The sequence below is a fragment of the Pseudomonas sp. LBUM1641 genome (assembly GCF_059716235.1).
Map to the genome: position 1 here is coordinate 4,090,175 of NZ_CP166815.1, position 11,904 is coordinate 4,102,078.

Annotated in this window: 10 protein-coding genes; 4 read left to right on the forward strand and 6 right to left on the reverse strand. The window is 60.6% G+C overall.

All coding sequences use genetic code 11. The annotated features are described in order from the left end of the window. Positions 1-106 precede the first annotated feature (106 nt). The 5 genes from ACA046_RS18755 to ACA046_RS18775 all read right to left on the reverse strand — a co-directional run bounded on the left by ACA046_RS18755 (position 107) and on the right by ACA046_RS18775 (position 5,910). Positions 107-1,693, reverse strand: coding sequence for a GMC family oxidoreductase (locus tag ACA046_RS18755; RefSeq protein WP_497674670.1), 1,587 nt, complete (start codon positions 1,691-1,693; stop codon positions 107-109). A gap of 46 nt (positions 1,694-1,739) precedes the next feature. After that, positions 1,740-2,624, reverse strand: a complete 885-nt coding sequence (locus ACA046_RS18760; protein ID WP_459021485.1) for a sugar phosphate isomerase/epimerase family protein — start codon at positions 2,622-2,624, stop codon at positions 1,740-1,742. Beyond that, positions 2,608-3,648, reverse strand: coding sequence for a glycoside hydrolase family 3 N-terminal domain-containing protein (locus ACA046_RS18765; RefSeq protein ID WP_497674671.1), 1,041 nt, complete (start codon positions 3,646-3,648; stop codon positions 2,608-2,610). Before ACA046_RS18765 ends, ACA046_RS18760 begins: the two co-directional genes overlap by 17 nt. Next, positions 3,635-4,666 (reverse strand): glycoside hydrolase family 3 N-terminal domain-containing protein, encoded by a 1,032-nt coding sequence (locus ACA046_RS18770; RefSeq protein WP_497674672.1) that lies wholly within the window; start codon positions 4,664-4,666, stop codon positions 3,635-3,637. Before ACA046_RS18770 ends, ACA046_RS18765 begins: the two co-directional genes overlap by 14 nt. Before the next feature lie 77 nt (positions 4,667-4,743). Then, on the reverse strand, positions 4,744-5,910 hold the full coding sequence (locus ACA046_RS18775) for a Gfo/Idh/MocA family protein (protein ID WP_497674673.1): 1,167 nt from the start codon (positions 5,908-5,910) through the stop codon (positions 4,744-4,746). Positions 5,911-6,348: 438 nt separating this feature from the next. Between ACA046_RS18775 and ACA046_RS18780 the strand changes: the two genes are divergently transcribed. Then, a complete protein-coding gene (locus ACA046_RS18780; protein ID WP_032899479.1) occupies positions 6,349-7,215 on the forward strand; it encodes a helix-turn-helix transcriptional regulator in 867 nt (288 codons plus the stop codon). Here the strand turns inward: ACA046_RS18780 and ACA046_RS18785 are convergent. Further along, complete coding sequence (locus ACA046_RS18785) at positions 7,206-8,297, reverse strand: thiamine pyrophosphate-dependent enzyme (RefSeq protein WP_459021493.1); 1,092 nt, start codon at positions 8,295-8,297, stop codon at positions 7,206-7,208. The genes ACA046_RS18780 and ACA046_RS18785 overlap by 10 nt on opposite strands. Positions 8,298-8,873: 576 nt before the next feature. On the opposite strand from ACA046_RS18785, the gene ACA046_RS18790 reads away from it, so the two are divergent. The 3 genes from ACA046_RS18790 to ACA046_RS18800 all read left to right on the forward strand — a co-directional run bounded on the left by ACA046_RS18790 (position 8,874) and on the right by ACA046_RS18800 (position 11,899). Next, on the forward strand, positions 8,874-10,034 hold the full coding sequence (locus ACA046_RS18790) for an ABC transporter substrate-binding protein (protein WP_497674674.1): 1,161 nt from the start codon (positions 8,874-8,876) through the stop codon (positions 10,032-10,034). A gap of 109 nt (positions 10,035-10,143) precedes the next feature. Further along, on the forward strand, positions 10,144-11,079 hold the full coding sequence (locus tag ACA046_RS18795; protein WP_497674675.1) for an ABC transporter permease: 936 nt from the start codon (positions 10,144-10,146) through the stop codon (positions 11,077-11,079). Between the two features lie 28 nt (positions 11,080-11,107). Then, on the forward strand, positions 11,108-11,899 hold the full coding sequence (locus ACA046_RS18800) for an ABC transporter permease (RefSeq protein ID WP_177089960.1): 792 nt from the start codon (positions 11,108-11,110) through the stop codon (positions 11,897-11,899). The last annotated feature ends 5 nt before the right edge of the window (positions 11,900-11,904 follow it).

Sequence of the window (11,904 nt, forward strand, 5' to 3'; positions counted from 1 at the left end):
TCGAGCTGGTAGACCACGCACAGACGTTCTGTCCCCCTTCTGGATCGATGGCCGCTCGGGAGACTGACGCGATAGGAGTGAGCGGAAATGTCCGCATTCGGCAATCCTATCGGGTGCTTTTGATCATGTCGGCGACCTTTTCGCCGATCATGATGCACACCGAGTTGGGGTTACCTGAAATCAGCGTTGGCATAATCGACGCGTCGGCCACTCGCAGCCCCTCGATGCCATGCACCTTGAGATCCGGCCCAACCACCGCCTGTTTATCTACCCCCATGCGGCAGGTGCCCGAAGGGTGCAGCGCGGCATGGGCTTCCTGGTGACAGAATTTCCTCATGGCTTCTCGCGAACGTACGCTCACATCCGGTACATGCCGCCGTGCCACATAGGGTTTGAAAGCCGCCTGGGCCATGATCTGTTCGCCAATCAGACAACCGTCCACCAGGCTTTCGATGTCGTACGGATCGGAAAAATAGTTAGGCACAATGCGTGGCGGTGACATCGGGTCGGCTGAATACAGCTCCACATAACCCCTGGACCTTGGCCGTATCTGCCCCAGGTTCAAGGTACAGCCATTGCCGCCGGGCACCGAATCCACGCCCTCCTCGATGCCCGCGCCCACCACCATGAAATACTGGATATCCGGATGCGCCGCCGTCTTGTCGCCCCACCAGAACGCCCCGCCTTCAATCAGGTTCGACGCCGCCGGACCCTGTCTGAACAGCGCGTACTGCAAGCCCGCCATGAGTTTCCACCAGGGCTTTTTGTATTTGTCATAGCTGTGGGGGCCGGTCAGTTCATACACCAGCGATATTTCGATATGGTCCTGCAGATTCTGCCCCACGCCGGGCAAATCCTGAACAACTTTAATCCCGTGTTTCTCCAACTGCGCGGCGGGCCCGATCCCGGACAACATCAACAACCGGGGTGAGTTGATCGCGCCGGAGGACAGGACGATTTCCTTGTCGGCGTGCATCACCTGGCGCACGCCCTTCTCCAGGTATTCGACACCAACAGCCTTGTTACCCTGCATCAGGATACGCAGCACCCGGCAACCGGTCTTCACCGTCAGGTTCTTGCGCGACTTGGCGGGCGCCAGGTAGGCCACGGCGGCGCTGCTGCGAAAACCGTTCTTGGCGGTGATCTGGTACAGCCCGCAGCCTTCGGGCTGGCCCGAGTTGAAGTCGTCGTTATAGGGCAATCCGTACTGCTGGCAGGCGCGCAGCCAAACCTTGGTCAAGGGGTGAATATTGATCGGGTCCGACACGCCCAACGGCCCGCCGACACCGTGTACCTCATTGCAGAAACGCTCGTTGTCTTCAGCCTTTTTGAAGTACGCCAGCACGTCCTTGTACGACCAGCCGGCTGCCCCCTGCTCGGCCCAGCCATCGTAGTCGGCGGGCACGCCACGGATGTAAATCATCGCGTTCACCGAGCTGCCGCCGCCGAGCACGCTGGCCTGGACCATGGTCGGCGTTTCGCTGCGGTGCTGGTCCTCGGTGGGCTCCCAGGCATAGCGCTTGAGCAGCGGGCCCTGGGCAGTCTTGTAGTAGGCGCCGGGAATATGGATGTACGGGCTGCGATCGCGCGGCCCTTCCTCGAACAGCACCACTGACGCGCCTTCCTCCTCGCTCAGGCGCGATGCGACCGTGCAGCCTGTGGAGCCGCCCCCGATTACGATGAAATCCACCATGACAACCTCAGATCTTTTTAGTATTCAGCCAGTGTTAAAACGCGCGTTATCGACCGACCAGGCCGGTTAACAGCGTCTTCAATTGTTCGGCGACGACGTAGCTGTTTTGCTGCTGCTGTTTTTTGCAGAACAACTCACAACTCCACCACCCGACGTAACCGGTAGCCTTTACCGCGGCGGTCCACTCGGCCAGGTCGAGCACCCCACTGCCGGTGGGAACATCGCGCAGCACTTCTTCATTCGGGATGCCGCCTTCGAAGGCCAGCGAGTCGCAGACATGCACGCCGTAGATCACGCCCTTGTCGAGCCTGGCGACGTCCGCAGGAGTAACGCCGCTGGTAAAGCAATGCCAGTAGTCGATCACCATCTTCACGTTGCTGCGCCCTGTGCGTTCGATCAGTTGCAGTTGGTGGTCCAGGGTATTGAGTGGCGTCCAGGACAGCGCTTCGAGATAAAGCAGCAGGCCGTATTGCTTGGCCACATCGGCCAGCTCCGCCAGGTTGCTGGCCGTGCGAGCGTACTGTTCGGCTTGATCCAGGCCCAGCAAGCCCGAGTAATGGGCGCTCTTGCCCGTCGCCTGGAAATCAATCACCGCCTGCACATTGATCGGGCCGGTGAGCACTTGTACGCCTTTGGCGCCGGCCAGGATTGCTAACTCAAATAGCCGTTCAGCTTCCTTGAACAGGTCATCGCGCTCGGCACCCTGGCGCTCGATATCCCGCAGGTAGCCGATGCCGGTGACAGGCACGTCTTTGAGCAGTGCTTGAAGCTCCAACTCGGTATAGCCAGCCTGCAGATACGCTTCCAGCTTGCCGCTGTTTATCTCCAGCGCGTCAAAACCCAGTGCCTCTGCGATGTCGATATCCATCGCCAGGGTCGAGTGTTTGGCGACGGTGGAATGCAGGGCGAGAATATTATTTTGGGTTGCCATATGAAGCTCCTACGGTTGAATAACGATCAGCCAAGGCACCCACGGCCAGCGCCGCAGCGTCCAGCCGAGCCTGGGGCAAGGTGCCCCGGGCGACGGCGGTGACAATCGCCCGAGCGATTTGCGGCACCTGCGGCATGGCACCGGCAGAAATCAGCAGCAGGTCAGCTCCGGCATTCAACGCTGCCACTGCGACCTCGCCGAGTGACATCTGGCCAATGGTCGAGCGGTGATCGAGGTCGATGGTCATCACCAGCCCCTTGAAGCCCAACTCCTGGCGCAACACGCCGATCAATTCCGGCGATACCGATGCCGCCGTGGGCGGTGTGCACGCGGCGAATATCGCCGGGCCCATCATCACCGCATCCGCTCCCGCGTCGATCCCGGCCTGGAACCCCGGCCAATAGGCACGCAGTTGCTTCATGGATTCGCTGACCACCGCCGTCTCGGTCGATGGCTGCTGAAACAACACCGGATGCCCAGGGAAGTGCTTCAGGGTGCTGGCCAGCCCGGCCCGCCGCACGCCACGCACATACGCACCGACCATCGCCGCGGTCTGCTGCACGTCGTCCGAAAGCGTACGCCCTGCCAGCCACACATTGGGGCCGCCAACAACATCCGCCGTCGGCGACAGCAACAGATTGACCCCGGTCTCCCGCACGGCGGTCGCAACCTTGAAGCAGGCCTGCTCCAGCGCGGCGCAGTCCATCGCCCTTGCAACGTCGGGTTCAGGCAGCGCCGGGGTGATCCCTTGCAAGCGGTGCACGGCGCAGATGTCGGCGTCTGCCGCCAGCAGCAGCGGCCCGCCGAGCGCGGTGGCCGTGCCGGTAAAGCGTTGCCAGGTGTCCAGGGTTTCGGCTTCCAGGCGGCTGGCGCTCATTTTTCCGCTGATGTATTCCTCGCCCGTCTCGCCAAACAACAGACTGCGCCCGCCATTCCCGAGAAACCGGCGCACGTCATCCGTCATCTGTACGTCCAGCAACACCGGGAACAGCACGCCGTAGGCCTTGCCTTCATTCGCGCTCATGGTTAGTCCCCTGGGTCGCGATTGCCAACTGGCGGACCCTGGCGGCTGCATCCAGCAACACCTGGCGATCCAGCGTGCCTTCGTGAACGGCGGCGACGATCGCATCGGCGATGCTGTCCAGGCCGGACTCGCTGGAAACCAGCAACAGGTGCGCACCGGCCACCAACGACGCGACAGCGGTGTAGGGAATGGTGTTGCCGCGCAGAATGGAAACCGCGTCCAGATCATCGGAAATGATCAGGCCTTCGAAGCCGAGGGTGTCGCGCAGTACGCCGATAACCTTGGATGAGGTGGAGGCCGAGTGATCGGCATCAATCGCAGGGAACACCGCCGGGCCTGGCATGATGGCTTTCACGCCGGTGGCGATGACCTGCTTGAACACTTCAAGGTTGTCATGCAGCAATTCCAGCGAACACGGCACGGTAGCTTCGGCAATGGCCGGGTCGTGTTCGGTGACGTAATGCCCGGGGAAGTGCTTGGCGGTGGCGATCACACCGGCGCGCTGCACCCCACGAATAAACGCGCAGGACACCCGGCTGACTTCCACCGGGTCGGCGCCGAGGTGACGGTTATGCAGCCACGGATTGGCGCCGGTGACCACGTCCACGATCGGCGCCAGAAACAGATTCACCCCCAACTCACGGGCCACGGTGGCCATCTCGAAGCACCGTTGCTCGATGTCCTGGGCACTGAGGCCCTGGAGCTGCGCCCGGGAAGCGACCGCCGGGACCAGTTGGTGCAGGCGCTCGATCCCGCCGAGTTCCTGGTCTACAGCGATCAATACCGCAGAACCCGCCAAAGCCGTAGCTTCCTTAACGACATTGACAAAATCAGCCTTGGACTCGGCTGCCTTGCGCGCCGGGCTCATGCCTCGGCCAACGTATTCATCGCGAGTTTCCCCGAGCAACAGGGACACACCACCACGGCTCAGGTAACGGCGCACATTGTCGTCCAGGTGCAAATCCCCGAACGCGGGAAGCAGTACCGAATACGCGGCGCTATGCAGTTCGCTTGACATTGCTTTTCCTCAACAGCGTTATGGTGAGCGGAACGCTCAACTCGGTGGTTGCGCGGCGATGCCACGCATGAATTCAATTACAGCGGGAACGGCACCCAGGCACGCCGCTGGTGGGATTCGACGCAGGCCTGGGACAACAGCACCCCGCGTACGCCCTCCTGGATATCCGGCAACGGCACGCTGGTCGCCGTGCGCCACTGCGCCCCTGCCTCCAGGGCGTCGGCGAAGTCGGCGTACAACACCGCCAGCGCTTCCAGATAGCCCTCGGTATTGCCCGCCGGTAGGCTGGTGAAGTCCAGCGTCTGGGGCATATTGTCTGCCTGGCCACGCCGATAAATGCGGTCGGCGCCGTCGATGGGTGTGAACAGCAGGGTTTCCGGTGACTCCTGGCGCCATTCGAGCGAGGCCAGGCTGCCGACGATCTTGAAGCGTAAGCCGTTGCGATGCCCAGGCGCCGCGAAGCTGGCCCACAACAAGCCGTCTATACCGCCGTCGAACTCCAGTTGCACCACGCAGGTGTCGTCCAGGCCCCAACCCGGCACCACGCTGGTCAACTTGGCGTTGAGCTGGTTGCAGCGCTGCCCGGAAAGAAACTCCAGCAGGTTGAACGCGTGGGTGCCGACGTCGCCCAACGCACCGGTGGGGCCGGCTTTTTGCGGGTCACCGCGCCACGCCAGGCTGTTGCTTAAGCCGGCCACGCCGGGCGCCAGCCACTCCAGCAAATATTCGACATACAGGAAGCGCAGCTCTCCCAGCTCACCGGCCTGGATTCGACTGCGGGCGTCCCGGACCATCGGGTAGCCCTGGTAGGTGTAGGTCAGCGCAAAAAATGTCCCGTGACGCTCGGCAAGGTTTGCCAGCTCAAGGGCTTCGTGGGGATGGTTGACCAGGGGCTTGTCGCAGATCACCGGAATGCCCGCTTCCAGGAACAACCGGCACGGCTCGAAATGCAGGTAGTTGGGCGTCACGATGACCACCGCCTCAATCGGGTCAGGACGGCGCGACTCGGCGGCGGCCATGGCCCCGAACGACAGGTAGATGCGATCGGCTTCAATATTGAGCGCAGCGCCCGCCTCAAGGCATTTGTCCGCGTCCGACGAGAAGGCCCCGGCGACGATGTCGAAGCGATTACACAGGCGCATCGCGGCACGGTGGTAACTGGCGAAGTAAGCGCCCTGCCCGCCACCCACCATGCCGACCTTGAATCGCCGCTTTCCGGGAATGTCGCCGGTCAACCTTGTCATCACCCAATCCTCCGCAAAAAGCATGGGGCCGAGTATCAAGGGTGATGTTTGTTTCCACCATTTCGCACCCTTGGTGATACCTGACGCGGACTGAAGCACTCACAAGCAGCACGCGGTGTTACCCGCGGCATTTCAATGTGTTACTGGGCGCCGCGATTCTGCGACTAAAACTACGATGCCGCGCTTGTCGGCGGTGCCGAACAGCCAGCGAAAGCGCTTACAATCTGACGCATTCAGTGGTTCTAAAACTTCATGTAGAAACTTAAACAAACGGCATGAAAGATGCTTTGGTAATTACCCGAATTTTCAAACGCTGAAACGGTTATTAAGGTTATACGAAGGATTATTCAATAACTGCGATATAACTTTAATAACTGGCGCCTTAACCCAGCCAAGTACATCGAGATAATAATGCACAGTCGCCCGGACGCATCCCCCCTGTCGTTAGCCGCAGCCACTTCGCACCCCGAGCGACAGCAGGCGCGCAGTGACTTGCAGGCCAATGTGCAAAAGAACCTGAGCACCCTGGTCGAGTCGTGCCGGTCAGTGGCCGACATGTGTCGCAAAGTTGATGTGAATCGCCAGCAGTTCAACAAGTACCTGGTGGGCCAGCACGTTCCGTCGCAGAAGATCCTTCAGAAGATCGGGCGCTATTTCATGATGGAAGCGGAAGACCTTTTCCGTCCGCCCGCCGAGTTCAAGAAGTTCTATGAAGGCTATGAAAACGAATTGCCGACCGGCTTGCGGGCCTCGGAGCAGTTCAATCATTTCCTGCCGCTGGCCAAACAGTCGGCTGACGTGCTTGAAGACTATCTGGGTGTGTATTACCGCTATCACAATTCCTCGATCTACAAGGGGCGCATCCTGCGTTCTGTCACCTGCCTGTACCGGGCCGATTCGATGGTGCAGTACGTCACCGTCGAGCGGTTTCCGTTGCGCGATGGCAGCGGCAAGATCGGTTATTCATTTACCTACCACGGGTTCTGTTTGCTGCTGGGCGATCGCCTGTTCATGGTGGATTTCGAAGGCAAGCAGCGTAACGAGATGACGTTTTCAATCCTCACGCCGCAACATCGTCGGCCGATCCGCTTCCTGTATGGGTTGGTGACGGGTGTAGCCTCGTCCTCGTTTCGCCAGCCCTTCTCTACGCGCATGGCGCTGGGGCTGGTGGACAAGGGCAAGATCCGCAAGCATCACTTGCGCAATGCAACGGTGCTGTTGCCCAGTGATCAGTCGATCCCGCTGGATGTGCGTGAATACATGACCGGCGACAACGCAACCATCGTCTGGGGCGGTCAGGACTGAGGAGCTTGCAGGGGTTGGCGCGTGGTCATCATTTCAACCAGCGACGGGCCCTTGCTGTTGAGGGCTTTGACCAGGGTCGCGTTGAGTTGTGAAACGTGTTCGACGCGCCAGGCTTCCAAACCGAAGTTGCGGGCGATACCGGCGAAGTCCGGGGCGTAGGGCTTGCCATCGGGCAAGTTGAATTCACCGGCCCGGTGTTGCTCGATGGGCTGGGCTTGTACGTCGTTCACAGCGTCGTCAGCGCTGCGGTTGAAGACCAGGAATACCACCGGAATGCTGTGCATCACGCACACGGCCATCTCTTGCATTGACTGCAGGAAGTCTCGGCTGCCGATGGCGCAGACCACTTGACGGGCGGGCATGGCGAGCTTGGCGCCGATCGCTGCCGGGACAGCCCAGCCGAGGGTGGCAGGGTTGCCGGCGCATAGGTGCCTGCCGGGGTAATGCACCGGGAACATTTCGCGGGCCCTGGGCTGTGTGGGCCCGGCGCCCAGGACGAGGAGTGCATCGTGTTCCAGCACGGAACGTGAGGTGCGGCCTTCGCGCAGTACGGTTATTTTTCGCGGGGTGGGTTGGGGTTCTGCGCGCAGGGTGGCGAGTGGCAGGCTGGCGTTGGTGGAGGCGCGTTGGAGGGTGTCGTCGATGGACAGGCTGACGGGGCCGGAATGGGCGCTCAGCATGGTGTCGAAGGCTTGGCGCAGGGCTTGGGGTAGCTGTTGTATCGTCTGGACTGTCGTCTGGTCTTTCAAGACGTTGACCGATACCGGTTCGGCCTGGGCGTTGCTGATGACCATTAGTGCAGAGGCGTCCTGGTGCGCGGTGGCCAGGGCCCCCAGGGCTGAGGCGATGCCCAGCGAACCGGTCAGTACGACGGCCATGGGGCGCCCGCACGCGCGGAAGTAGCCGTCGGCGAGGTGGACGGCACTGTGGGCCTGGATGACGTGGATGAACGGGATGTCGGTGCCTGGGGTCAGCAATGCTTCGACCAGGGCCCGGGAGCCGTCGCCAGGGATGCCGGCTACGTAGTCGACACTGTTGGCTTTCAGTGCCTTGGCGATGATTTGGCCACCTGTGAGTTTCACTTAACACTCCAGCGAATGCGCGGCGTCTGGGCCGGGGATCAGGCTTGGAGTATTCGCCTGGTGCGGGGTGGGCTCAATTTCGCACCTTGGGTAAAAGAGACGCAGATTGACGCAGGTGCTTGGGGGGGGCCGGGTTTGGGGGGTATATCCGCTATTTGAGTAATTGTTAATACTCAATCCCCGACCAAAAACTCAAACCCGGAAGCCTGCGCCGATTAGGTCACTTCAATGCGTCAGAGTGCGTCGCTTTTAACCCCCCTGCGAAATTGAGCCCCCCGCCTCCCGGCTCAATACTCAACCCATGAAAACAACAAGCCGAGCCTATCAAGCGCTGGGCGCACCGCTTCAGGCCTGCAACTCTATAGCCCGGAAAAAGCGTGCGTCGCCCAGCCAAGGAAGAGTCAATCGGAACAGTGGAGGCCTTACCACCCTCCCCAGCAGCATGGAGTCAATGCTGGCCATAACACTGCCGATCCAACTGACTGCATACAAAAGGAAGCACCCGGCCACACCGCCGGGCCCACGCCTTGCAAGTCGCTCAACGTTCGCACCCACCACCCCAGGCAGGAACTCGAAATGAAAAAACAAATAGAGACGGGTTATGGTTTGACCGGCATAGACTTCAATTCCCTCAGCTTGAAACGACGCTCGTTTCTGCTGGGCGCTGCCGCCTCTGCCGCAGGCTTGTACCTCGGCTCGTTCGTGCCCAGCGCATTTGCCGCCACCACCGGCCACCTGGAAATCCTCGGCTGGGAAGGTGAAACCGGCGACGCCGAACTCGCCGACTGGCGCAAGCAGCGCAACGTCACCGTGCGCTCCAGCTATGCCAGCAACCAGGACGACATCACCGCACGGTTGGCAGGCTCCGATCCGGTGCAACTCGACCTGACCATGTACGCCCTGGGCTACGAAAAGATCTATCAGGAAATGGGTCTGCTCAAGGCCATCGACACCACGAAGATCCCCAACTATTCCGCCGACAATACCCTCGCGCTGTTCTACAAGGGCAGCCGCTGGTACTGGGACGGCAAGCAATGGGGCATCCCGTTGCTGTGGGGCATGAACACCATTATCTACAACCCCAAGAACGTCAAAAAACCTACCCAATACACCGACCTGCTGGACCCGAAACTCAAGGGAAAACTGACCTTTGTCGATGATGGCACCTCGAACTGGTCGCTGATCGCGACCATCGCAGGCTACGGCGACAAGTACCCCAACCTGACCCGCGCCGAATTCAACGATGCCTTCGAAAAACTAAAGCCGTACCGTGATCAGTGCCGGGTGTTTGCCGCCTCTTCGGGCGACGCAGTGTCGCTGCTGGTGTCGGGTGAAGTGGACGCGGTGTTCTCGGCCTCCGCCAACACCCCGAGCGAAACCATCAAGCGTGGAGTGACTACTGCCCTGTCGGTACCCACCGAAGGCGCAGCGCTTTGGTGCGATGCGTTGTTCATCCCGAAAACCGCAAAGGATATTCCCCTGGCCCTGGAATTCATCAACAAGACCCTGGAGCCCGACACCCAGGCCAAGATGGCGACCACGATGTTCTCCGGCGTAGTCAACCCCAAGGCCGTGCCGCTGCTGCCCGAGGACCTTAGAAACACTTTCGACTACGCGAACCTGGACAGCTTTTTCGAGAAATCCAAACTCTATGGCCAACCGCCCCTGAGCTCCGAAAAATATGTGACCTATGCTGAATGGATCGATCAGTGGGCGAACTTCAAGGGTTCGTTCTAGAGCGCTTGGCACGTCGGTGCAGGCAACCGTGGAGCGGGTGTTCACCCACACCCGTTGCACGGGTCAACGCGCCCTGACTATCGAATAAAAACGCAAAGGCAATCTCATCATGACCGTAGTCAACAATACCGAGTCCATGCCCCTGGACGACCGGGATTTAAGGGTCGGCAAACACATGAAGATCGACAAGAGAACCCTCAGCGGGTATTGGCTGGCGTCGCCACCGTTGCTGTTTCTGGTTGTGTTCTTTCTGATTCCGTCAGTGCTGCTGCTGGTCGCCAGTTTCTGGACCGCCAAGACCTTCAGCATGGAACCCGCCGCCACCCTGGCCAACTATGCCAAGGCCCTGAGCGCCAGCGGGTTTTATGACTCGTTGTGGATCGCCCTGCAAAACGGTTTCTGGACCGCCCTGCTCTCCACCGTGATCAGTGCGCCGGTAGCCTATTACATCGTGTACCGCACACGCTCCAACGCCGTGTTGTACCTGGCGCTGGTCTCGTGGTTTTCCAGCTATCTGGTGCGGGTCTACGCATGGCGCTCGATCCTGGGTACCAACGGCGTGATCAACTCCACCCTGCTGCACTTCGGCCTGATCGACCAGCCGCTGGATTGGCTGGTGTTCAGCAAGTTCGCGGTGGTGCTGACCCTGGTGCACATCATGCTGCCCTTCACCCTGTTGCTGCTGGTGTCGGGCCTGCGGGACATCAAGAAGGACTACCTGGAAGCAGCCGCCGACCTCGGCGCCGGCGGCGTCACCATTCTGTGGCGGGTGATCATGCCGATGGCGCACAAGAGCATCGTCAGCTCGTTCATGTTCACCTTCGTGCTCGCCGCCAGCGACTACGTCACCCCCCAATTGCTGGGTGGCCGGGATGCGATGACCACCGGGCTGGTGATCGCCAACCAGTTCCGTTCGGTGGGCAACTGGCCACTGGGGGCAGCGATGGCCTATCTGCTGTTGATCGTGTTCATGCTGGTGTACGCGTTGCTGCTGGCGGTGTTGCGCGCTGCGAACCTGGCACCCGGCAAGCGTTACCACGACTGAATACCGCCCATAAAAAAGGTAACTCGCCATGATCCGGCTATTCACTTACATCTACATGCTGTTCCTCTACGCGCCCATCGCGATTATCGCGCTGTTCAGCTTTCACTCGTCGGCCTCGTTGTCATTCCCGTTCGAGGGATTTTCCACGCGCTGGTATGAAGCGCTGTTCAGCAGTTCGGACTTTATGACAGCCCTGACCAACAGCGCGATCGTCGCCGCTGGCTCGGCGATTCTTACCACGCTGCTGGGCACGTTCTCGGCCCTGGCGCTGATGCGTATGAAAGGCCGGGTGAAGGCAGTGTTCGCGTTCATGAACTTCGCGCCCATCGCCTTGCCCGGTTTGTTCTTGGGGATTGCGCTGGTAATTTTCTTCTCGCTGATCGGCCTGCCCCGCTCGCTGCTGACGGTGATCATCGGCCATACGCTGTTCACCTTTCCGTTCTTTGTGGAGTCGGTGCGTTCGCGGCTGGAGTATTTCGACCTGTCGTTCGAGGAGGCCGCGCGCGACCTCGGCGCCTCGCCCCTCAAGGCGTTCTGGCTGGTGACGCTGCCCATCATCGGGCCAACCATCGCCGGCGCCGCGATCCTCGCGGTGGCGCTGTCGATGGATGAGTTCCTGATCACCGTGTTCGTCACCGGCAGCGACACCACGCTGCCGCTCATGATTCTTTCGATGATGCGCCGCGCCGTCAGCCCCACCATCAATGCCGCCTCGGTATTCATGCTGGTGGTAACCATCGCCATCATCGCCATCGCCGGCCTGGTCATGACCCTGCGTCGTCGCCGCCTCGAACTTGAACGTGCTGAAACTGCAGAGTAATCACC

Excerpts from the sequence above, each read along its gene's own strand:
- ACA046_RS18755 (WP_497674670.1), bottom strand. The coding sequence starts at position 1,693 with ATGGTGGATTTCATCGTAATCGGGGGCGGCTCCACAGGCTGCACGGTC.
- ACA046_RS18760 (WP_459021485.1), bottom strand. The coding sequence starts at position 2,624 with ATGGCAACCCAAAATAATATTCTCGCCCTGCATTCCACCGTCGCCAAA.
- ACA046_RS18765 (WP_497674671.1), bottom strand. The coding sequence starts at position 3,648 with ATGAGCGCGAATGAAGGCAAGGCCTACGGCGTGCTGTTCCCGGTGTTG.
- ACA046_RS18770 (WP_497674672.1), bottom strand. The coding sequence starts at position 4,666 with ATGTCAAGCGAACTGCATAGCGCCGCGTATTCGGTACTGCTTCCCGCG.
- ACA046_RS18775 (WP_497674673.1), bottom strand. The coding sequence starts at position 5,910 with ATGACAAGGTTGACCGGCGACATTCCCGGAAAGCGGCGATTCAAGGTC.
- ACA046_RS18790 (WP_497674674.1), top strand. The coding sequence starts at position 8,874 with ATGAAAAAACAAATAGAGACGGGTTATGGTTTGACCGGCATAGACTTC.
- ACA046_RS18795 (WP_497674675.1), top strand. The coding sequence starts at position 10,144 with ATGACCGTAGTCAACAATACCGAGTCCATGCCCCTGGACGACCGGGAT.
- ACA046_RS18800 (WP_177089960.1), top strand. The coding sequence starts at position 11,108 with ATGATCCGGCTATTCACTTACATCTACATGCTGTTCCTCTACGCGCCC.